This window comes from Streptomyces griseochromogenes, from assembly GCF_001542625.1.
Taxonomy (GTDB): domain Bacteria; phylum Actinomycetota; class Actinomycetes; order Streptomycetales; family Streptomycetaceae; genus Streptomyces; species Streptomyces griseochromogenes.
In genome coordinates this window covers 3,072,088-3,093,294 of the sequence record NZ_CP016279.1, presented here as the reverse complement: position 1 = coordinate 3,093,294, position 21,207 = coordinate 3,072,088, and the positions used below count along the sequence as shown (strand labels likewise).

At 72.8% G+C, this 21,207-nt stretch carries 17 protein-coding genes; 7 read left to right on the top strand and 10 right to left on the bottom strand.

Annotated features, from left to right (window positions below):
- The first annotated feature begins 37 nt into the window (after positions 1-37).
- Positions 38-835: an SDR family oxidoreductase gene (locus AVL59_RS13150; RefSeq protein ID WP_079146672.1), complete on the top strand. Its 798-nt coding sequence runs from the start codon at positions 38-40 to the stop codon at positions 833-835.
- 68 nt (positions 836-903) lie between these two features.
- Here the strand turns inward: AVL59_RS13150 and alc are convergent, their stop codons facing one another.
- Together alc and allB are read right to left on the bottom strand one after the other, a co-directional pair.
- Positions 904-2,019, bottom strand: a complete 1,116-nt coding sequence (gene alc, locus AVL59_RS13145; RefSeq protein WP_067303167.1) for an allantoicase — start codon at positions 2,017-2,019, stop codon at positions 904-906.
- Between the two features lie 55 nt (positions 2,020-2,074).
- Complete coding sequence (gene allB, locus AVL59_RS13140; RefSeq protein WP_067303164.1) at positions 2,075-3,415, bottom strand: allantoinase AllB; 1,341 nt, start codon at positions 3,413-3,415, stop codon at positions 2,075-2,077.
- 273 nt (positions 3,416-3,688) lie between these two features.
- On the opposite strand from allB, the gene AVL59_RS13135 reads away from it, so the two are divergent.
- Positions 3,689-4,483, top strand: coding sequence for an IclR family transcriptional regulator (locus AVL59_RS13135; RefSeq protein ID WP_067303161.1), 795 nt, complete (start codon positions 3,689-3,691; stop codon positions 4,481-4,483).
- A 95-nt stretch (positions 4,484-4,578) separates the two neighbouring features.
- Here the strand turns inward: AVL59_RS13135 and AVL59_RS13130 are convergent, their stop codons facing one another.
- Entirely contained in the window at positions 4,579-4,893 is a 315-nt protein-coding gene (locus AVL59_RS13130) for a DUF5955 family protein (protein ID WP_079146671.1), read from the bottom strand.
- A 130-nt stretch (positions 4,894-5,023) separates the two neighbouring features.
- Here AVL59_RS13130 and AVL59_RS13125 point away from each other — a divergent pair, with 130 nt between their 5' ends.
- Together AVL59_RS13125 and aceB are read left to right on the top strand one after the other, a co-directional pair.
- Positions 5,024-5,632 carry a nucleotidyltransferase family protein gene (locus AVL59_RS13125; RefSeq protein WP_067303152.1) on the top strand — a complete coding sequence of 203 codons (609 nt, stop codon included), beginning with the start codon at positions 5,024-5,026 and terminating at the stop codon, positions 5,630-5,632.
- Between the two features lie 184 nt (positions 5,633-5,816).
- The gene (gene aceB / locus AVL59_RS13120; RefSeq protein ID WP_067303149.1) at positions 5,817-7,442 is read left to right on the top strand and encodes a malate synthase A; all 1,626 of its coding nucleotides are present in this window, start codon (positions 5,817-5,819) and stop codon (positions 7,440-7,442) included.
- 40 nt (positions 7,443-7,482) lie between these two features.
- Here aceB and AVL59_RS13115 read toward each other — a convergent pair whose 3' ends face one another.
- The 7 genes from AVL59_RS13115 to AVL59_RS13085 form a co-directional block, all read right to left on the bottom strand.
- Positions 7,483-11,058, bottom strand: coding sequence for an NACHT and WD repeat domain-containing protein (locus AVL59_RS13115; RefSeq protein ID WP_067303147.1), 3,576 nt, complete (start codon positions 11,056-11,058; stop codon positions 7,483-7,485).
- Between the two features lie 28 nt (positions 11,059-11,086).
- Positions 11,087-11,365 carry an Rdx family protein gene (locus AVL59_RS13110; RefSeq protein ID WP_067303144.1) on the bottom strand — a complete coding sequence of 93 codons (279 nt, stop codon included), beginning with the start codon at positions 11,363-11,365 and terminating at the stop codon, positions 11,087-11,089.
- A gap of 10 nt (positions 11,366-11,375) precedes the next feature.
- Positions 11,376-12,290 carry a HipA family kinase gene (locus AVL59_RS13105; protein WP_067303141.1) on the bottom strand — a complete coding sequence of 305 codons (915 nt, stop codon included), beginning with the start codon at positions 12,288-12,290 and terminating at the stop codon, positions 11,376-11,378.
- A 766-nt stretch (positions 12,291-13,056) separates the two neighbouring features.
- Positions 13,057-14,295, bottom strand: coding sequence for a beta-ketoacyl-[acyl-carrier-protein] synthase family protein (locus AVL59_RS13100; protein WP_067303138.1), 1,239 nt, complete (start codon positions 14,293-14,295; stop codon positions 13,057-13,059).
- Positions 14,292-14,528 carry an acyl carrier protein gene (locus AVL59_RS13095; RefSeq protein WP_067303135.1) on the bottom strand — a complete coding sequence of 79 codons (237 nt, stop codon included), beginning with the start codon at positions 14,526-14,528 and terminating at the stop codon, positions 14,292-14,294. Before AVL59_RS13095 ends, AVL59_RS13100 begins: the two co-directional genes overlap by 4 nt.
- A 17-nt stretch (positions 14,529-14,545) precedes the next feature.
- Positions 14,546-15,562 carry a beta-ketoacyl-ACP synthase 3 gene (locus AVL59_RS13090; RefSeq protein WP_099053055.1) on the bottom strand — a complete coding sequence of 339 codons (1,017 nt, stop codon included), beginning with the start codon at positions 15,560-15,562 and terminating at the stop codon, positions 14,546-14,548.
- Between the two features lie 316 nt (positions 15,563-15,878).
- Positions 15,879-17,381 carry an IucA/IucC family protein gene (locus tag AVL59_RS13085; protein WP_067303130.1) on the bottom strand — a complete coding sequence of 501 codons (1,503 nt, stop codon included), beginning with the start codon at positions 17,379-17,381 and terminating at the stop codon, positions 15,879-15,881.
- Between the two features lie 89 nt (positions 17,382-17,470).
- On the opposite strand from AVL59_RS13085, the gene AVL59_RS13080 reads away from it, so the two are divergent.
- Genes AVL59_RS13080 through AVL59_RS13070 form a run of 3 tightly spaced genes read left to right on the top strand, consistent with a single transcriptional unit; the run spans position 17,471 to position 21,057 of the window.
- The gene (locus AVL59_RS13080) at positions 17,471-18,976 is read left to right on the top strand and encodes an IucA/IucC family protein (protein ID WP_067303126.1); all 1,506 of its coding nucleotides are present in this window, start codon (positions 17,471-17,473) and stop codon (positions 18,974-18,976) included.
- Between the two features lie 18 nt (positions 18,977-18,994).
- Complete coding sequence (locus tag AVL59_RS13075) at positions 18,995-20,257, top strand: VWA domain-containing protein (RefSeq protein ID WP_067303123.1); 1,263 nt, start codon at positions 18,995-18,997, stop codon at positions 20,255-20,257.
- A complete protein-coding gene (locus tag AVL59_RS13070) occupies positions 20,257-21,057 on the top strand; it encodes a hypothetical protein (protein WP_067317219.1) in 801 nt (266 codons plus the stop codon). The genes AVL59_RS13075 and AVL59_RS13070 overlap by 1 nt, the downstream gene beginning before the upstream one ends.
- Positions 21,058-21,207: the final 150 nt, after the last annotated feature.

The window sequence follows — 21,207 nt, the reverse complement described above, 5'->3', positions numbered from 1 at the left end:
GCCAGCGGACGGGGAGCCGGGACGGTGGGATGAGCACATGACGAACACCGCTGACGCGACAGAAGGAACGAATGTGAACGGCTCGGCCGCCCCGCACGGGAGTCTCGACGGAAAGACGGCCCTGGTCACCGGCGGCAGCCGGGGCATCGGCGCGGCGGTCGCCCTGCGGCTGGCGCGGGCGGGCGCGGACGTGGCCGTGACCTATGTGAACGGCAAGGACGGCGCCGAGGAGGTCGTGCGGGCCGTGCGGGCGCTGGGGCGCCGGGCGGTGGCCCTGCGCGCGGACGCAGCGGACGCCGCGGAGGCGGCGGGCGCGGTGGAGCGCACGGTGGAGGAGCTGGGCGGGCTGGACGTGCTGGTGAACAACGCGGGCGTGGGCATCCTCGCACCGCTGGAGGATCTCGCTCTCGCGGATGTCGACCGGGTGCTGGCGGTCAACGTCCGTGGAGTGTTCCTGGCGTCCCAGGCGGCGGCCGCGCGCATGACCTCCGGGGCCCGGATCATCACCATCGGCACGTGCATGACGCAGCACGTGCCCGGGCCGGGCGGGACCTTGTACACGACGAGCAAGGCGGCCCTCGTGGGGCTGACCAGGGCGCTGGCCAGGGAGCTGGGTGAGCGCGGCATCACGGCGAACATCGTCCACCCGGGCCCGACCGACACCGACATGAACCCGGCGGACGGACCCCAGGCTCCCGGCCAGGCGGCGCTGACGGCGCTGGGCCGCTACGGCACGGCCGACGAGGTGGCCGCGACGGTGACGTACCTCGCCGGACCCGACGCCGCCTACGTCAGCGGCGCGGAGCTGGTGGTGGACGGAGGTTACGCGGCCTGAGACGGCACGTGGAGCGCGCGCCGGTGCTGTCCCGGCCGGCGGCGCGCTCCACGCACGTATGGGGCGGGTCAGCCACCCAGCTCCTGGTGGCGGGCCGCCAGGCCGGCCGTGCCCTCCTGGGTGAGGGAGCCGTGCAGGCGCAGCCGGGAGATACCGCCGTCGGGATAGATGTCCACGCGCGCGTGCGTGCCCACGGCGGGGGCCGGGAGGGCGAAACGGTGGTTGGTGTCGGGCTGCAGGCGGGTGCGCGGGAGGATCTCGGTCCAGGTGCCGTCCTCGCCGTCCTTCACGGAGACGGACGCCCAGCCCGCGCTGTTGCCCTTCAGGTAGGCCGTGTCGATCTCGACCGCGCGGATCTGGGACCGGGCCGCCAGCCGGTAGCGGATCCAGTCGTTGCCCTGGTCGCGGCGGCGGCGGGTCTCCCAGCCGTCGTCCATCTTGCGGGAGCGGCCCGGCTGGATGGTGTTGGTGGCCGGGGAGTAGAAGAGGTTGGAGGCGTCCTCGACCTGGCCGCCGTTCTCCAGCGCGACCACGTCGAAGGTGCCGAGGACCGACAGCCACTCGGGGTCGGGTACGACCTCGCCGTACACACGCAGGCGCGCGATGCCGCCGTCGGGGTGCTGGTTGACGCGCAGGTGCGTGAAGCGCTGTTCGGCCAGGACCTCGAAGCCGTTGGCCGCGTGGCCGCCGACCGGTGTGCGCGGGACCAGCGTCGTCCACTTCACGTCGTCGGACAGGAGCTCCTCGGGCGACGGGGAGCCGGGCACCGAGGCGCCCTCGACCGAGACCGCCTGCGGGTAGTTGCCGCGGAAGTGGGCCGTGTCGACCACGATCCCGCGGATCACGCCGGGCGCGCCGAGGCGGACCAGCGCCCAGTCGTGGTCCTCGGCCGTCGGCCAGGGGTGTTCGGCCGAGGCACCCCGGCGGCGCCGCGTCTCCCAGCCGTCCATGATCTTGCCCTTGTGACCGAAGTGTTCGGGGTCGAACTCGGCCGGCTCGGGCACCAGCAGGTTCTCGCGCTGGGCGAAGAACTCGTCGTTGGCGGCGATGACTCCGGCGCCGAGCTGCCGGTCGGCCAGGTTGGCGTACCGGGTGAAGGGGAAGTCGGCGGTGCGGTAGTCCGCGTACGGGTCGCCGCCCAGGTAGGGGTTCGCGTCGCCGGTGAAGCTGGGTATCGCCGTCACGGTGATCAGGGGGTCCTTTCGGTGCTCGGCAGGGGTGCGGGCGCGGGAGGCCGGCTTACTGGGGGCGGGTGAGCAGGCGGCCCTTCGGCTCGGTGAACTCGCCGTCCTCGAAGATGCGTTCGCCGCGCAGCCAGGTGGACTTCACGACACCGTGCAGGGTCTTGCCCGCGTACGCGGTGACCCGGTTGCGGTGCTGGAGGCCTGCCGGGTCGACGGTGAAGGTCTCGTCGGGTGCGAGCACCGCGAAGTCGGCGTCGTGGCCGGCCGCGATGGCGCCCTTGCGGGTGCCGAGACCGGCCAGGGCGGCCGTCCGCGTGGACATCCAGCGGACGACGTCCTCCAGGCCGTGGCCGCGCTCGCGGGCCTCGGTCCACACCGCCGGCAGGCTGAGCTGGAGACCGGAGATGCCGCCCCAGGCAGTGGCGAAGTCGGCGGTCTTCAGGTCGGCCGTGGAGGGCGAGTGGTCGGTGACGACACAGTCGATGGTGCCGTCGGCCAGGGCCTGCCAGAGCAGGTCCTGGTTGGCGGCCTCGCGGATGGGCGGGCAGCACTTGAACTCGCTGGCGCCGTCCGGTACTTCCTCGGCGGTCAGGGTGAGGTAGTGCGGGCAGGTCTCCACGGTGACGCGGACGCCCTCGGCGCGGGCGGCCGCGATGAGCGGCAGGGCGTCGCTGGAGGACAGGTGCAGGATGTGCACGCGCGCACCCAGGCGCCTGGCCTGCGCGATGAGGTTCGCGATGGCCGTGTCCTCGGCGTCGCGCGGGCGGGAGGCCAGGAAGTCCGCGTACTTGGGGCCGCCGTGCTGCGGGGCGACGGCGAGGTGGTGCGGGTCCTCGGCGTGCACGATCAGCAGGCCGTCGAAGCCGGCCGTCTCCGCCAGGGACCGGGCGAGCCGGTCCTGGTCGAGGTGCGGGAACTCGTCGACGCCGGACGGCGACAGGAACGCCTTGAAGCCGAAGACCCCGGCGTCGTGCAGCGGGCGCAGGTCTTTGACGTTGTCGGGCAGTGCGCCGCCCCAGAAACCGACGTCGATGTGCGCCTTGTCGGCGGCGACCCGCTGCTTGACCCGCAGGTTCTCGACCGTGGTGGTCGGCGGGAGGGAGTTGAGCGGCATGTCGATCAGGGTGGTGATGCCGCCGGCCGCCGCCGCGCGCGTGGCGGTCCAGAAGCCTTCCCACTCGGTGCGGCCGGGATCGTTGACGTGCACATGGGTGTCGACCAGGCCGGGCAGCAGGACGTGGTCGCCGAGGTCTTCCACGCGTGCCGCGCCCGGGACCTCGGCGTCGTACGGCAGGACGGCCGTGATCGTGCCGGCGGACACGGTGACCGTGGCGGCCCGCGTCCCTTCCGGAGTGATGACGCGCGTCGAACGCAGCACCAGTTCAGCGTCGGACACCCGAACCTCTCTCTCTGCCACCGTTTTACGTCCAGGAAACGGGATTTACACCCACGTAACGGAATTCAACGTTCTGTTGAAGGAGTCTTCACTCCCGTCATCCCGCCGTCAAGGGGCACACTTCTGAGCGATGCGGGCGGGCGTCCACTCTGGACGTTTCCACAACACGGAATTACAATTCCGACAGACAGAACGTAGTTACGTACGAGCAGGGAGTCAACCGACTGCCGGGTAGGCTTCTGCCCTTCCTGCCAGCCCCGAAAGGAACGCGCCGTGCCGACGTCCGACGCCAGCACCACCGACTCCGCGAAGTCCTCCGCCAGCGGCGGGGTCCAGTCCCTGGAGCGTGCCTTCGATCTGCTCGAGCGGATGGCGGACGCGGGCGGCGAGGTCGGCCTGAGCGAGCTGTCCGCGTCCAGCGGACTGCCGCTGCCCACCATCCACCGGCTGATGCGCACGCTGGTGGCCTGCGGTTACGTCCGACAGCAGCCGAACCGCCGGTACGCGCTCGGCCCGCGCCTGATCCGCCTCGGCGAGTCCGCCTCACGGCTGCTCGGCACATGGGCGCGGCCGTATCTGGCCCGGCTGGTGGAGGAGACCGGCGAGACGGCGAACATGGCGCTGCTGGACGGCGACGAGATCGTGTACGTCGCGCAGGTGCCGTCGAAGCACTCGATGCGGATGTTCACCGAGGTGGGCCGACGGGTCCTGCCGCACTCCACCGGCGTGGGCAAGGCGCTGCTGGCGAACGTGCCCGACGACGAGGTGCGTGCGCTGCTCTCCCGAACGGGTATGCCGGCCGCCACGGAGAAGACGATCATCACACCGGACGGATTCCTGGGGGCTCTGGACGACGTGCGGCGCCTGGGGTACGCGGTCGACGACAACGAGCAGGAGATCGGGGTGCGGTGCCTCGCGGTGTCCGTGCCTCAGTCTCCGACGGCCGCGGCGATTTCGATCTCGGGGCCTGCCGGACGGGTCACCGAGGCCGCGACCGAGCAGATCGTGCCGGTGCTGCAGCAGGTCGCCCTGGAGTTGTCCCAGGCACTGGCCAGTTCTGGCGCCTGAGAGAGGGAGTACTGCCGGCTTTCGGCGACCGCGGGCGCGTGGTGGCCGTTCGCGCAGTTCCCCGCGCCCCTGCGGCCGCCACCTCACCAGCGCTTTCAAGACCTCGGCGACTCCCCGAACAGATCCACCGCCTGGCGTACGTCCGACAACCCCCGCGCAAGCGCGCTGACGGAGCCGATCGCGCCCGCGATCAGGAGCAGGGAACTGCGCAGGCGCGGGGTCTCGGGAAGGCCTCCGGCCGCCATCGCCGCCAGCGTGGCCAGTTCGTCCTCGGCTATGCCGCGGTCGGGGAACTCGGACGGTAACGCGGCGAGTTCGCGGCGCAGCCGGGACACCGCGGTCCGCAGCTCCACCACTCTCGGGTCCTCGCCGCTGCCGGTCACTCGCCTCTGTCCCAAGCTCCGCAACACAGCTCTCCCCCCTGCCGCTCCCTCGTGCGCGGGTCAGTTAACGCCACCTCGTGCGGGAGCGCCACCGCGCGGACCGAAATTCAGCCCAAGGAATCCGGCCGTCGCCTTCCGCGTCAGGTATGCAGGACGCATGACGGACGAGCGGGACCGATACGAGGAGATCGCCGGGCTGCTGCTCGCGGCGGGCGGCGGCAGACGGCTCGGCGGGCGGCCCAAGGCGCTGCTGGAGCACCGGGGGCGCCCCCTGGTCGAACACGCGGTCGGCGTGCTGCGGACGGCCGGGTGCGGACGGATCCACGTCGTGCTCGGGGCGCGGGCCGACGAGGTCCGGGCCCGCGCCGAGCTGGACGGCTGCGTTCTCGTGGACAATCCCGACTGGGCCGAGGGCATGGGCTCCTCCCTGCGCGCCGGGCTCGGCTCGCTCACCGGCACGGGCGCACGCGCGGCCCTGGTGAGCCTGGTCGACCAGCCGGGGATCGGGCCGGCGGCGGTGACACGGGTACTCGGCGCGTACGAGGACCAGAACTCGCTGGTCTCGGCCGCCTACGACGGCGTGCGCGGGCATCCCGTGCTCTTCGGCGCGGCGCACTGGCCGGGCATCGCGGCGACGGCCACCGGTGACCGGGGGGCACGCGCCTACCTGAAGGATCACGCGGCGGCGATCAGGCTGGTGGAGTGCGCGGACGTGGCCGCGCCGTACGACATCGACACCGAGGCCGATCTGAGCCACCTTGAGTGAACGGGGTGGCACTGAGCGCCACCTTGCCTCGACCCAGAGAATCTCGATATCAACAAACCATTGAAGTTCCACAATGAGGAAACTACTATCCACTGTTCAGAAGCGTCCGACCGCACAGTGGACGCCATTTGCCCTATTCGTGCCTCTTGGCACCCGGTGCCACCGCTGAAGGAAGTGACAGCTCATGTCCGCACCAGCGCCGTCTCCGCTGGCCATCGTCGACGCCGAGCCCCTGCCCCGGCAGGAGGAGGTCCTCACCGACGCGGCGCTCGCCTTCGTGGCGGAACTGCACCGGCGGTTCACCCCGCGCCGTGATGAACTCCTCGCCCGCCGGGCCGAGCGCCGCGCCGAGATCGCCCGCACCTCCACGCTCGACTTCCTTCCGGAGACGGCCGCCGTGCGCGCGGACGACTCCTGGAAGGTCGCCCCGGCCCCGGCCGCGCTCGACGACAGGCGCGTCGAGATCACCGGCCCCACCGACCGCAAGATGACCATCAACGCGCTCAACTCGGGCGCGAAGGTCTGGCTCGCCGACTTCGAGGACGCCTCCGCCCCCACCTGGGAGAACGTGGTCCTCGGCCAGATCAACCTGGTCGACGCCTACACCCGCAGCATCGACTTCACCGACCCGGGCTCCGGGAAGTCCTACGCGCTGCGCCCGGACGAGGAGCTGGCCACGGTCGTCATGCGCCCGCGCGGCTGGCATCTGAACGAGCGCCACCTCGTCGACGCCGACGGCACGGCTGTTCCCGGCGCCTTCGTCGACTTCGGCCTGTACTTCTTCCACAACGCCCGGCGTCTGCTGAACCTCGGCAAGGGCCCGTACTTCTACCTGCCCAAGACCGAGTCGCACCTCGAAGCCCGCCTGTGGAACGACGTGTTCGTCTTCGCGCAGGACTATGTCGGCATCCCGCAGGGAACCATCCGCGCGACCGTCCTGATCGAGACGATCACGGCCGCGTACGAGATGGAGGAGATCCTCTACGAACTGCGCGACCACGCCTCGGGGTTGAACGCCGGCCGCTGGGACTACCTGTTCTCGATCGTCAAGAACTTCCGTGACGGCGGGCCGAGGTTCGTCCTGCCGGACCGCAACGCGGTCACGATGACCGCCCCGTTCATGCGGGCGTACACCGAACTCCTCGTCCGCACCTGCCACAAGCGCGGGGCGCACGCCGTCGGCGGCATGGCGGCCTTCATCCCCTCCCGCAAGGACCCCGAGGTCAACAAGGTGGCCTTCGAGAAGGTCCGCGCCGACAAGGACCGCGAGGCGAACGACGGCTTCGACGGCTCCTGGGTCGCCCACCCGGACCTGGTCCCGATCGCCATGGAGTCCTTCGACCGCGTCCTCGGCGACAAGCCGAACCAGAAGGACCGGCTGCGCGAGGACGTCCACGTGGAGGCGGCCGACCTCATCGCCGTCGACTCGCTGAACGCGAGCCCGACGTACCACGGTCTCGTCAACGCCGTCCAGGTCGGCATCCGTTACATCGAGGCCTGGCTGCGCGGGCTCGGCGCGGTCGCCATCTTCAATCTGATGGAGGACGCGGCCACCGCCGAGATCTCCCGCTCCCAGATCTGGCAGTGGATCAACGCGGGCGTCGAGTTCGAGAACGGCGACAAGGCCACCCCGGAGCTGGCCCGCAAGGTCGCCGCCGAGGAACTGGACGCGATCCGCAAGGAGATCGGCGAGCAGGCCTTCGCGGCCGGCCACTGGCAGGAGGCGCACGACCTGCTGCTCCAGGTGTCCCTCGACGAGGACTACGCCGACTTCCTCACCCTGCCGGCGTACGAGCGGCTGCGCGGCTGACCCCGCCCGCGCCCCCGGCACCGCCCGGTGCCGGGGGCGGTCACGCGGACAGTCCGTGACGCCGGCGCTCCTCGATGGTCAGCTCCCGCAGTTCGTCCGCCGCCCCTTCCAGGAGCGCCGCGCACTGCCGGGCGTACGTGCGGTCCGGCAGCGACCAGGTGTAGCGGCGGTGGTCCTCGCCGATGACGACGAACGAGCGGCCGTCCCCGGACCAGTGCGCGTCCAGCGGCACCAGGCACTTCAGCCGGGACACGGCCTGGCACTCCCCCGTCTCCGCCCGCCAGAAGGCGACCCACCCGTCCCCCGCGGTCGCGAGCAGCCGTCCGTCGGGGGACCACAGGATGACGACGGCCTTCCCGTAGGTGGCGGCGGAGCGCACCAGGGGTGTGCCGTCGTCGGCACCGCGGATCCGTACGGCCGACTCCCCGTCGAGGAAGGCGAGCCGCCGTCCGTCGGGCGACCAGCAGGCACCGCCGGCGGTGGCTCCCTCGCCCACGGGGATGTCGAGCAGCCGACGGCCGGTCGACGCGTCCCGGACCACCAGGGGGCCCTCTTTCTCGGCGGTCACCAGACGACCGCCGTCGGGACTCCAGGCCAGCACCCCGGTCCCGCGCTCGATGTCCTCCGTCCGGGCCGTGCGGCTCCCCGTCAGGGGATCCCAGACCTCGATGCGGTAGGCGGCCGTCACGAAGTCATGGCTGGCCGTGGCGAGGAGTGAGCCGTCCGGGGACCACAGGACGCGGTCCACCATGTCGTACGCCGTGGACATCGCGGCGGCACAGCGGCCCGAGGCGGGGTCCACCATCTCCACTCGGCCGCCGGCGAAGGAGACCGCCAGCCGCTCCGCCCCCGGCCGCCAGGCGAGCAGCACCGGCTTCGGGTCACGGGCCGTGACGAGCTTCCGCGGCACGGTGCCGGTGCCCGGCTCCGTCACATAGACGGCGTCGCCTCCCAGCACGGTGGCGGCCACCCGCCCGGCTTCCGACGAAACGCCGCGCAGCAAGCCGCCCGGCAGCGCCCTGGGACGCCATGAACCGTGATCGCCGATCCACACGTCGCTGATCGACCGCCAGGCGAAGCAGGCGCTGTCGGCGCGCCAGGCGATCTCCTCGGCACCCCAGGGGGCGCGCAGCCGGCGCAGCGGCGTGCGGTCGGCGACCCGCCACACCGTGATCGCCGCGTCCGCTCCCTGGCCGGCGTCGGACACCGCCACGGCCACCAGTTGTCCGTCGGGCGACCAGAAGACACCGCCGGCGTCCACCCCGGTGTCCCACTCGTCCAGGACGGTCCCGTCCTCGGCGGCCCTGATCCGCAGGGTCCGGCCGGACACCTGGGCGGCGCGACGGCCGTCGGGGGCCCACGCGAACCAGGAAGTGGTGCCGGGCAGTTCGTCATCGCCTCTGGCGAGCCGCCAGGCCGGGTCGCCGTCCGGCACACGGACGACGTGCAGCTCACGCCAGGTGAACAGGGCGAGGAGCGAGGAGTCGGGCGACCAGGTCAGCGCGTTGACCGGCGGCGCCTCGAAGGAACGGTGATCGTCGGGAAGCCGGCCCCGCGGCACAGGAGCGAAGTCGATGATGTCGACCCTCCTGTCCGACAGTTGAGCGGCGGCCTGCCAGCCGTCGGGAGACAGCCCGATCGTCCGGTCCCCGAAGACGGCCGCCGCACGCGAGGCGGACGAGAATTCCGGGGTGTCGAAGCGCCGCACGGTGAGCAGGTCCTCGGTGTCCGCCCAGTACGCGTCCCCGCCACCGCTGAAGCCGGCACCCCGCAGCTCCCCCAGACCCAGGGGCTCCTGACCGACGAGGTCACCCCGCGCCGTCCAGGTGCACAGGTCGCCCTCCGACCCGACGGTCCGCAGATGCCCGCTCACCGGATCCCAGCCGAGGGCGAGCACCTTCCCCGCGTGTCCGAATCCCAGGCTGTCGACCACCGGGTCCTTCGCGACACCCCACAGCGTGAGCGCCACCTTCTCGGTCGCCGTGAACTCCCGTACCGCGGCGGCCGTCAGCGCCAGCGCCAGCCGGCGCTCCCCGCGCAGCGCGTAGGCCTGCTGGGCCCGCTCCGCGAGGTCGTCGGCGCGCTCCTCGGCGACCGCCTCCTGTCTGGCCCGGGACGCGGCGACCAGCTCGGTCAGGGCCTCGGAGACGCCGTGCGCACCGATCAGCTCCAGCGCCTGCGCGAGCCGCTGTCCGTGCAGCAGGTCGTCCGCCGCCCGGTCGTTCGCCAACCAGGCCGCCGCCCGGCGTTCGAGGTCGGTGATACGGCGCAGTACGGCCTGGTGACGATCCGTCAGTCCACGCAGTCGGGGCCAGTGCCGCAGCAGTGCCTCGTGGACGAGGTCGAAGGCCTCGCCGTCGTCGACGTCCGTCACCAGACGGGCCTGGCGCAGGGCCTCGACGATCGCGAGAGCCTCCGGGTCCAGGGCGGGCCTGCGTACGGACTGCCGGGACACGCCCCGTTCGTCCCAGGCGACGAACCTCAGGAGCACCGCCTCCACCCGTTCTTCGGGGTGTTCGGCGACGAGCCGCTCGCAGGCGCCTTCCGCGTACCGGGCGATGGCCTGGGACAGCGGCCCGGTCCGCTCCAGCAGGTCCCGCCCGATGACGTGGTCCGGGCCCGCCGCCTCGTACAGGTCGCGCAGCAACTGGCCGAGCAGGGGCAGGGCGTCGCCCTCGGTGGCCTCGACCACCAGGTCGTCCACCACCTCCTCGGCGATGCGCGCGCCCGCCGCTCGCGCCGGACCCGCGATGACCGCCCTGGTCTGCCGCGAGGTGAGCGTGCCCAGCGGGAACCGGGTGCGCAGAAGGTCGTCGTACCGCTCCAGCGCGGGGTCGCGCAGGAAGCCGGACGGCAGGGTGAGGACGAGGTGCAGCTGCGGGTGCGCATCCGTGGACGCCCGTAACACCCTGAGGAACAGCTCGCGTTCGGCGGGCGAGGTCATCCGCACGACGTCCTCGAACTGGTCGATCGCGAGGACGATCCGCGCCCGGTGCCCCTGGGCCGCTCGCAGCGCGGCCAGGCACGCCGTCACATCGCCTCCGTCCGAGGCTTCTCGGCGTACCTCGCGCGCGAGTCGTACGACCGCGTCGTCCTGCCGTTCCGCCGCGCGCGGCGCCAGGGCCTGCGCGAGGGCGAGGAAGGGGCTGGAACCGAGTCTGAGGGGGCCGAGGACCGCACAGCGGCGGCGCCTCAGTTCCGGCAGGATGCCCGCCGCGACGAAGGAGGACTTTCCGCAGCCGGACGGGCCGACCACGGTGAGGACGCGCTGCGCGGGCGAGCGGGCGGCGGTCAGTGCGCGCACCGCGTCCCGGGTCTCCTCCTCGCGTCCGAAGAAGACCTGCGTGCGGTCCTCGGCGAAGGCATCCAGACCGGGATACGGGCTGTCGTCCCTGGTCCAGGGCACCCGGCGCCGCTCCCGCCACCGCTGACCGAGTTCCCGGACGATCACCGCGGCGACCCCGGCCGGAAGCCACACGGCGGCGTAGCGGTTCACGGCGCGCAGCGGTCCCCACCAGCCGTCCGGGTCCGCGGTGAGGAGGTTGGTGCCGACGCCGAAGACCAGTCCGAGCAGCAGCGACGCGAGGTCGAGGCTCGTCCTGCGGGTTCCCTTCACAGGACGCCGGCCGCCCGCCGAGCCGATATCACTCGGCGGCCCGGTCCGAGTGGCCCAGGGACTTTCCCGGGGCCACTCGGTCGCGTACGGCCCGCTTCACCGCCGTGGGCTCCGGGAACCCCTGCTCGCGGCGGTCCCAGACGACCTCGTCGTTCACCCGGACGACGAAGACGCCCCCGGTGCCGGGCTTGAGCGACAGCTCGGTCAGCTCGGTCTCGAAGGTGGTGAGCAGCTCCTGCGCCAGCCAGGCCGCGCGGGGCAGCCAGCGGCACTGGGTGCAGTACTCGATCTGGACGCGCTGGATCATCGGGCCGTCCTCATCCCAGGTGCACCGACCAATCCTGTTCCGCCGCCGGCTTGCCGTGCAGGTCGGGGACCCGCTGGAGCCAGGCCGGACGGCCCGCTTGTGTCTTCGCCGCGCGGGCGGCCTCCTCGGCCGCGAGTTCCTCGCGGCTCGGGAAGTCGGTGGGCAGCCACTCTGACGACAACCGTACGCGCGCGAGGAGGTAGTCGACGTAGGCGGCCCGGACGTCGTCCGGGGTCGCGAATCCCGCGTCCTCGGCGAGCCAGGCGTCCGGCACCTCGGCGACGATCCCACGCAGCAGCTCCTCGGTCACCCGGGGAGCCAGTTCCGCGTCGGCGGCCCGGACGTCGGGGGCGTAGTGGCCGAGGGCGTGGTGGCGGAAGTCGTACTTCTTGCCCGGGGTCGTGGTGTCCCAGCGGTGGTGGAAGACGAGGGCGGCGCCGTGGTCGATGAGCCAGAGCCGGGGCGGCACGGTGCCGAAGGTCGGCCAGATCATCAGGTTCGAGCTGTGGACCGTACGGTCCACGTTGACGGTCAGGGCGTCGAGCCAGACGATCCGGCCCGCCTCCAAGGGGTCCACCGGGAAGGACTTCGCGAGCTGCGGGGTGAAGTCGGCGGCGCCCGGCAGGTAGTCCATGCCGAGGTTGATCCCCGCGCTCGCGCCGTGCAGCTCACGCACCTCCTGGTGCGGCTCGTCCGCGGCGATGGCCGGGTCGAAGTGGACGAGGACCAGTTCCGGGAAGCGCAGGCCGAGCGCGCGGGCGAGTTCTCCGACGATCACCTCGGCGACCAGCGCCTTGTGGCCCTGTGCCGAGCCGGTGAACTTCACGACGTACGTGCCGAGGTCGTCGGCCTCGACGACTCCGGGGACGGAGCCACCGGACCGGAGGGGTGCGACGTAGTGGTTTGCGGTGACCTCTCTCAGCATGTTCCCAGGCCCCACGACTCCCCGGCCTTACATTCCGCGGCCCATGGCGGTGTGCCCTGTGCTTCCGCCTCCGACATCAAGTGACCATGGTAACCGGACGGGACAGCCGGAGAGGAGTGCCCGAGCCGCCACTGGCCCTGACCACGCGGACGGCGCGTCGTTGCCATGAGCCTTAGGCGAAAGGGGGCCCGGGCAGCCTGCGCAGCGCGGCAAATGATTCATGGGGACCGGGCGACGAGCAAAGACAGAGCGGGCGTAATTACCGGGCCGGCCGATCTCGTCACCGAAACACCCGGAACCAGAGCCAACGGAATTGATTCCGTTCCGCTCCGCCCGGCTCACGGAATTCGGCGGTCGCCGCCCCCGATCCTCGTCGACCGCCCGGCCTCCGGGGGATCGACGGAATGCATCGCATCCGCGGATGTCGCACCGGACCATCGCCCTCGCCTCGGGGCACGGGTCCGAGGCGAGGGCCGCCGTCCGCCGCCGTTCAACTGCCGCGCCAGTTGAACACCCGGGTGGGCCGCGACGGTCAGGTCGCCCGCCGAACAGCGCCGAAGGCCGTTCGGGAGCCGACCGTCGAGGCGACCCGGAACGCGGCGGCCTCGGTGCCGTCGAAGCCGTCGCCACCCGGCTCGACGGCGGATCCGACGGTGCGCCGGCCGTCCGTGCATGACCCGTCCTCGCGCCTGCTCGGCCGTGGGACGAGCAGGCGGGTGCCCCGGTGGGCGGAACCTGCGCCGGTCCGTCGGCGGAGCCACCCGCGTCAGACGCCGCCGAGGACGACGACCGCGTTGTGGCCGCCGAACCCGAAGGAGTTGCTGACGGCGACCGGCACCGCGGTGTGCCGGGCCTCGCCGTGCACGAGGTCGATCTCGGGCAGGTCCGGGTCGGGCGTCTCGAAGTTGGCGGTGGGCGGTATCACTCCCTCGTCGATCGACAGGGCCGTGAACGCGGCCTCGACCGCTCCCGCGGCGCCCAGCATATGGCCGGTCACGCCCTTGGTGGAGGTGACGGCGGTGTCCGTGCCGAACATCCCGGCGAGGAGGCGTGCCTCGACCGCGTCGCCCTGCGGGGTGCCGGTCGCATGCGCGTTGACCAGCGAGACGTCCGACGCGCCGACCCCCGCGTCCGCGAGGGCCTGGCGCAGGGCGAGCCGGGCGCCGTGCGCCTCGGGATCGGGGGCGGTGAGGTGGTGGGCGTCCGAGGAGGCGCCGTATCCGAGCAGCCGGGCGTAGCCGCGCAGGCCGCGGGCCCTGGCGTCCTGCGCACGTTCCAGCACGAGCACGGACGCGCCCTCTCCGAGGACGAAGCCGTCGCGTCCCGCGTCGAACGGCCGGGATGCCCGCGCCGGGTCCCCGCTGTTTCTGGACAGCGCCTTCAGGCGGTCGAAGGCGGTGGTGACCAAGGGGGTCACCGTGGCTTCGGTGCCTCCGGCGAGGACCACATCGCACCGCCCGGCGCGCAGCAGGTCCAGCGCCACGCCCAGGGCGGTGGTGCCCGAGGCGCATGCCGTGGAAACGGAGAGCGAAGGGCCGTGCAGCCCCAGGTCGAGGGCCACGGTGCCGGAGACGATGTTGGCGATGGCCCTGGGGACGGTGAGCGGATTGACCGCGCGCGGTCCCCGGTCCGCCATCCGCCGCCCCTGCTCCTCCCAGGTCTGCTGCCCCCCGATCCCGGTGCCGAGCACGACACCGACCCGGGAAGGGTCCCAGGACCCCTCGGTCACGCCCGCGTCGGCGACGGCCGCCCGGGCCGCGGCGACGGCGAACTGGGTGAAGGGGTCCATCCTGCGGGCGTCTTCGCCGCAGGACTGCTCCGCGTCGAAGCCGGTCACGGCGCAGCTGAAGGACACACCGAGACCGGCGAGCCGCGGATCGTCCGCGGCGCCGGCCGAACCGGCGCAGGTCGCCTTCCAGGCGACGCCGGTGGTCACTCCGACCGGTGTGACCATCCCGATGCCGGTGACGACGACACCGAGACGGTCGCGCAGTTGTGCGGTCATGCCGTCAGGACCGCCCCCCGGGCCTCCAGGAGCCCGGCCAGCGCGGTCACGGTGGTCGCGGGTGTGAGCTCCTCCTCGTCGATGGTGACGTCGAGCTCGTCCTCCAGGTGTGCGCCGAGTTCCGCCAGCGACAGCGAGTCCACCTCCAGCTCCTGGAAGGACTTGTCGGGGTCGATGGGGGCGGGGACCTTGTAGGACTTCTCGAGGAGGTCGGAGAGGTAGGGGACGAACATCTGCGGATTCCCTTCGATCAGATCTCGGAACGTACGGGCGTCAGGCGCGGCCAGGTGAGTGCGGCCGAACCCCAGGTCAGTCCGCCTCCGAAGGCGGTGAGTACGGTGCGGGAGCCGGGCTGGAGGCGGCCGCCTTCCGCGGCGTCGGCCAGCGCGAGCGGGATCGAGGCGGCCGAGGTGTTGCCGACCCGGGCGATCTCGCACACCGCCGCGTCCGACGGCAGCCGGAGCCGGTCCGCGACCGCCTCGATGATGCGCGCGTTCGCCTGGTGGGCCACCAGGGCCCCGACGGTCTGCGGACTCCAGGCGCAGTCCTTCATCACCTTCAGGGCCGAGTTCGTCATCTCCTCGATGGCCCGCAGGTAGACCTTGCGGCCCGCCATGCGGAACCAGCGCGCGCCCTCGGGCTGTTCGCGCTCGCCGGGCACATGGATCAGCTCCCTGGCCGCGCCGTCGCTGCCCAGGTCGAAGGCGAGCAGGGCGCCCGGCTCCCGCGAGGTGCCGCGGCGCAGCACCACCGCCCCCGCGCCGTCACCGAAGACCACCGCGGTGGAGCGGTCGGCCGGGTCGACGATGCGCGAGTACACCTCGGCGGCCGTCACCAGGACGCTGTCCGCGATGCCGGCGCCGATCAGTCCCGCGGCGGTCGCCATCGCGTAAACGAAGCCGCTGCACACGGCCGAGACGTCGAAGGCCGGTATCGCGCCCTGTCCGAGGCGGTGGGCTACCTCGGGGGCGGCGGCGGGGCAGGGCCGGTCCGGGGTCGTGGTGGCGAGCACGAGCGCGTCCACGGCGGTACGGTCCGCCGAGCGCAGGGCGGCGGCCGCGGCCGAGCAGGCGAGGTCCGTCATGGAGACGTCCGGCGCGACGCGGCGCCGGGCGGCTATGCCGGTGCGCGTACGGATCCAGGCGTCGCTGGTGTCCAGGTGCTCCGCGAGCACGGCATTGCCGACTTCCGTACGGGGAAGGCACGTTCCGAGTCCGGCGACGACCGCGGCGGAAGGGGCGTCGGACTCCGGTGATCGCATTCTCATGCCCCTTCAGTTCCTTTTCACAAATGACAGGACACGGTGTTTTCCATTGGAGTTCGACGGAAAATGACCGTACACGGACCCGGATAACGGATACAACAGAAGTCCCGTGCCGCCGATTTGTTCAACCGTGCCTCCGCGCCGGTTGAACGCGGTAGCGGCTGAAAGTCCCGTCGTACGGTCACCATGTCGAGGTGGGAATTGCGTACCGGCCGGCATCGGCGTCCGCGCGTTTCCTCGCAGGCGGCGCCCGCGGGGCAGCCGCGTGCCGAACGCGGCCCGGCGCACCTTCAGGGCGTTGCCGGACCGCGGCTCTCGGTCAGATGCCCCGCAGCGGGTTCGGCAGGGGCAGATAGCGGGCGTCGGCGCCGTCCGCGCCCGTCCAGCGCAGCAGCAGGTTGGTCTTGCCCGGCAGGCTGGGTGAGGCGAGCAGGGCGGGGATCTCGGGCAGGTCGTGGCGGGCGAGCTCGCGGCGGGCGGCGGGCCACGGGTCGAGGCCGGGGTGGTGCTCGGCGAGCGCGGCCGCGATCTCGGCGAGGTGGTTGACGACCAGGCAGTACACCAGCCGCTCCCAGCCGGCGGCACGGGAGACGTCCGGGAGCACCTTGGCGCCCTCGGCGTCCCGGAACAGCGCCTGCACGGGCATGCCGGCCCCGTCCACGGCGACCAGCGTGTTCTGCAGATGCGCCTCCAGAACGACCCCGTGGCCGTCGAACGCCGTGAGGGCGGGCGGGACCACCTGCCGCAGATACGCCTCCCACCAGGCCCGTGGATCGGGCGTGCCGGCCAGCGGACTGCCGTCGAAGCCCTCCGCGAGCCCGGCCGCGAGCAGCGGGGTGGCGCCGTCCAGGAGGTGGCCGCGCAGCCCGTCCCGGACGAGGACGGCCAATTCCTCGAAGGCGAAGGCGGCCGAGCGGTAGCCGCGGTCGCTCAACCAGGCCGCCGGCGCTCCGGAGGCGGCGATGGCGCCGGCGACGGCCGTGTCGGTGCGGCGCACTTTCAGCAGATCGTGGCGCCACAGGCGGCGGATGTCGTTGGTGATGCGCACATCGAGGCTGAACTTCAGGAACAGATCGCGCCCAGGCTCGTACACCGTGCGGATCGCCGCCGTGGGCCAGGTGTCGAAGGCGGTGGTGCCGAGCCGGACCAGGCGGCCGTCGGCGAAGGCGGGAGCCAGGTCGTGGCCGACCAGGTCGAGCTGCCAGGGGTGGGCGGGCAGCAGCCGGTAGCCGGGCGGAGCCGTGCCGAGGGCGTCCAGGGCTCGGGTGTCGCCCTCCTCGGCCACCTGGTCCTCGCGGACGCCGAGCAGCACCAGCGGGAAGTGCGCGTGCGCCTCGGGGGCGTACGGCAGCCAGGACGCGACCGGGCCGCCGCCGCGCGCCTTGGGGGCGGGGTGGTAGGGGTGACCGGTGATCAGGGACTGCTCGGAGCGCAGGTACGGGTCCTCGGGCGCCGTCGCCCGGGCGCGGGCGGTGAGCAGGGCGGCGACCGCTTCCCGGCTGTCGATCATCTCGGCGGGCAGATCACCGCCCGGCAGCCCGGTGTGCCGGCGCAGTTCCTCGGCGACCAGTTTGACCAGTTCGGTGTGGCCGAGGCGGTGCCAGTCCCCGGCGACGTGCACCTCGGGGTCGGCGGGCCGCCGGCCGGGCCGCACCCGCAGCAGGCGCCCGGTGCCGGGCAGCCGGTGGGCCGGCCGCCCACCGGGGTCCGGGAGCGGCTCGGCGACCTCTCGCAGCAGGCAGTTGAGCAGCGCGGCGGCCGCGTATGCGTCGGCACGCCGTCCGACGACGTCAGTGGGGGATGTGAGGTCCACGCGATCCATTCGTTCTTCGTCCTGAACCCGAGCGAACAGTATCTCCCCCGTTCCCTGACAATCGTGCCCCGTGCCGCCCGGACCCGAGGAGCCCGACCGTGTACCAGTCCCCCACCGCCGAGGCCGAGATCGCCGAGGAACTGGCCGCCGTCCGGCCCGGCCTGCTGCCCCGGTACTCGGCCGAGCTGCCGGGAGCCCGCGCGGCGGTGCTGACCCGCCTGTGGCGGGCGCTGGCCCACGAGCCGCTGCCGTGGGTCACCGGCAGGGTGCGCGGGGCGCACAGCCTCGCCCTCCGGCTGGCCGACGGCCGGACGCTGTACGGCCCGCCCGCGGACCCGTACGCGACCAGCTCCTACGTCACCGCCGTACGCCTGGACCGCGAGCGGCACGACGATCCGGCGCGGCTGATGACCGAGCTCGCGGTGCCGCACGCGACGGGTTTCGCGATCGAGCTCGGGCACAGCGTGGCCTCCCTGGCGCTGTCCCGGGCCGGTACGGATCACCCGAAGGAGTGGCCCGAGCGGGACTGGGAGTGGGAGCAGCGGGTGGTGGACGGCCATCCGTTCCACCCCAACTGCCGCTCCCGGCCCGGCTTCTCGGTGGCGGAGCAGCTCGCCTACGCCCCGGAGCACCACCCGGTGGTCGAGCTGGGCACGATCGCCGTGCCGGCCGCCGGCTGCCTGGTGTCCGGTGCGTGGCCCGGGGAACTGCGGGCCGGGGGCGACCTGTTGCTGCCGGTGCACCCCTGGCAGGCGGCCCATGTGCTGAGGCGGCCCGGCGACCGCTGGCGGCCCGCGCACCCGCTGATGGCCCTGCGCACCCTCGCCCTGCCGGGCGGCCCGCATGTGAAGACCGCGCTCAGCGCCCGGCTGACCTCCTCGGTACGGGACATCTCCACGTACTCGATCGGGGCGTCCGCGGCGCTGTCGGCCCTCGCCACGGACCTGACGGCACGTACGGACGGGCTGCTGCACATCACCCGCACCCTGGGCGCGGCCACCGCGCACTCGCCCGATCTGGCCGCGCTGCTGCGGGAGTCGCCCGAGATGTACGCGGGCCCGGGGGAACGGGTGATTCCGGTGGCGGCCCTCCCCACCACCTCCCTCCCGGACTCCCCCGCCTGGCTGGCCGCCTTCGCCCGGCTCTCCCTCACCGTCGGTCTGCGTGTGCTGGACCTCGGGGCGGCCCTGGAGGCCCACGGCCAGAATCTCCTGGTGATCGTGTCGGCCGACGGCACCCCGCTCCGCCTCGTCTACCGCGACCTCGCCGACATCCGCATCAGCCCCGCCCGCCTGGCCCGCCACGGCATCCCCGCGCCCGCCCTGACCGGCCGGCTGATCACGGACGACGAGACGGCCCTGCGCCGCAAGCTGTTCGGTTCCCTGGTGGCGGGCGCGCTCGCCGGTACGGCGGGCTCGGGCCCGGTGCTCAAGGCGGCGCTGGCGGCGGCCGTACCCGCTCTGCCCCGCACCCCCGACCTGGCGGCTCTGCTCGAAGGTCCCGTCCCGGCCAAGGCGCTGACGCTGATGCGGCTGTCCCCGGACACCCCCGGCGACCAGTGGTGCGCGCTGCCGAACCCGCTCGTTTTGGAGCCCGGCGCCTGAGATCAATAAGATCCGCCGATGATCAGAAGACAACGGCTGGCGGCGGGCGTCTGCGCTCTGCTCGCCACCCTGACGGCCGGGCTGGCGTTCCCGACCACGGCTGTGGCCGACGAGACGGAACAGGCCGCTCCGAAGGTCGAACTCGTGCTGGACGTCAGTGGTTCCATGCGGGCGCGGGACATCGACGGCGGCTCGCGCATGGCCGCGGCGAAGCAGGCGTTCAACGAGGTGCTCGACGCGACCCCGAAGGAGGTCCGGCTCGGCATCCGCACCCTGGGCGCCAACTACCGCGGCAACGACCGCAAGGAGGGCTGCAAGGACACCGCACAGCTCTACCCGGTCGGCCCGCTGGACCGGACCGAGGCGAAGACGGCGGTGGCCACGCTGACGCCGACCGGCTGGACGCCGATCGGTCCCGCGCTGCTGAAGGCGGCGGACGACCTGAACGGCGGCGACGGCACCCGCCGTATCGTCCTGATCAGCGACGGCGAGGACACCTGCCAGCCGCTCGACCCGTGCGAGGTGGCCCGCGAGATAGCGGCCAAGGGCATCGGGCTGACCATCGACACGCTCGGCCTGGTGCCGGACGCCAAGACCCGCGATCAGCTCAGCTGCATCGCGGACGCGACCGGCGGCACCTACACCGACGTACGCCACAAGGAGGAACTCAGCGACCGCGTGGGGCAGTTGGTCGACCGGGCCGCCGATCCCGTGGTGACGCCGGTGGCCACCGAGGGCGCGGCCGAGTGCGCGAAGGCGCCGTCGCTCAAATCCGGGCTGTACACGGACCGTGAGGAGTTCGGCCAGGAGCGCTGGTACAAGGTGGACGTCAAGCCCGGCCAGGAGCTGCGGGCTTCGGTGAGCGTGGCGGACGACCGGGCCGTCAACCCCGACTACGGGGTGCTGCTGCGGGCGGTGACCGCGCAGGGCCGGGAGATCGTGCGCGGCGAGGCGGCGGGCAACGGCCGTACGGACGCCATCTCCACGGGCCTCAGGTACCCGAAGGCCGACAGCGACGACGACTCCGCGACCGCCGAGCCCGTGTGCCTCCAGGTCACCAACTCCTTCTCGGCCGCGGCGGGCGTCAAGACGAGCCCGGGTCTGCCGCTGGAGCTGACCGTCGACGTCGTGGACGGCCCGGACAAGGCGAGCGACGTGGCTTCCTTCGGTCTCGGACGCGGCTGGTGGCTGCTGGGCGCGCTGGTGCTGGCCGGCTTCCTCGCCGGTCTGCTGTGGGGCTGGCTGTCGCGCTGGCGGGTCGCGGTCTGGAGGACGAACTGATGCGTATCACTCGAGTGCTGGGTACGGCCCTGCTGGCTCTCGGGCTGGCCGCGGGACCCGCGGCGGCCGACTCCTCTCCTTCGCCGAGCGCCTCGGACGACGGCAAGACGCCCACCAAGGCGGGCACCTCGTTCCGTACGGCGACCGAGTTGGAGCAGGGGCAGAAGGCCACCGCGACCGGTTCCACCGGCGACTACCTGTACTGGTCCTTCGCGGCGGACGCCGGTCGGCGCCCGACGGTCGACGCGACCGTGAAGCTGCCCGAGACGCACGGGGCCCAGACCTGGCAGATCGACGTGTACGACGGTCTGCGCCGCCGCCAGGCCTGCCAGTACGGCACGGCCACGCGCACCGCCGGCCAGGGGGCGTCCTCGGTCGAGCTGGCGTGTGTGCTGCGTACGGTGCGCGCCTGGTCGGAGCCGTGGGCCAACGACCCGCTGCCGGGCACGTACTACATCCGGCTGACGGTGGTGGACCTCGGCGCCGCCGACCTCGGCCAGCCGGTGAGCGCCGAGGTGCGCGTGGACTCCAAGGACATCGGCGGCGCGGCGGCGGTGGACGGCTCGCTGGCCAAGCCGCTGGTGCCGGGCATCGCCGTCAAGTCCGAGAAGGAGCAGGACGGTTCGAAGTCGGCGGTGCTCTCCAGCATCGAGCCGGACGACGGCTGGTCCTCGGGCTGGTGGACCGACCGTTGGGTGTGGACCGCGGTGGGCGGCTTGCTCGCCGCGCTCGCGGGCATCGGCGGATACGCGCTCACGCGCGGCTCGGGACGGCCGTCCCGGGTACCGCCCGGAGTCTGAGCCGACCTGGTCGAAGGCCCGCCCACCGGCGGGCCTTCGTCTCGCCCGGCCACCTGACCCGGCCGGCAGAAAGGCGACCCCGGGGCGGCAACCCGTCGTCACACCTTGCGCAGCCGCCTGGCGAGCCGCCGACCCCGGTCGCCGCCCGCC

Coding starts and splice junctions, on each gene's coding strand:
- AVL59_RS13105 (WP_067303141.1), bottom strand. CDS start 12,290: ATGCTGAGAGAGGTCACCGCAAACCACTACGTCGCACCCCTCCGGTCC.
- AVL59_RS13085 (WP_067303130.1), bottom strand. CDS start 17,381: ATGGATCGCGTGGACCTCACATCCCCCACTGACGTCGTCGGACGGCGT.
- AVL59_RS13090 (WP_099053055.1), bottom strand. CDS start 15,562: ATGAGAATGCGATCACCGGAGTCCGACGCCCCTTCCGCCGCGGTCGTC.
- AVL59_RS13125 (WP_067303152.1), top strand. CDS start 5,024: ATGACGGACGAGCGGGACCGATACGAGGAGATCGCCGGGCTGCTGCTC.
- AVL59_RS13150 (WP_079146672.1), top strand. CDS start 38: ATGACGAACACCGCTGACGCGACAGAAGGAACGAATGTGAACGGCTCG.
- AVL59_RS13100 (WP_067303138.1), bottom strand. CDS start 14,295: ATGACCGCACAACTGCGCGACCGTCTCGGTGTCGTCGTCACCGGCATC.
- AVL59_RS13070 (WP_067317219.1), top strand. CDS start 20,257: ATGCGTATCACTCGAGTGCTGGGTACGGCCCTGCTGGCTCTCGGGCTG.
- AVL59_RS13095 (WP_067303135.1), bottom strand. CDS start 14,528: ATGTTCGTCCCCTACCTCTCCGACCTCCTCGAGAAGTCCTACAAGGTC.
- AVL59_RS13110 (WP_067303144.1), bottom strand. CDS start 11,365: ATGATCCAGCGCGTCCAGATCGAGTACTGCACCCAGTGCCGCTGGCTG.
- aceB (WP_067303149.1), top strand. CDS start 5,817: ATGTCCGCACCAGCGCCGTCTCCGCTGGCCATCGTCGACGCCGAGCCC.
- AVL59_RS13075 (WP_067303123.1), top strand. CDS start 18,995: ATGATCAGAAGACAACGGCTGGCGGCGGGCGTCTGCGCTCTGCTCGCC.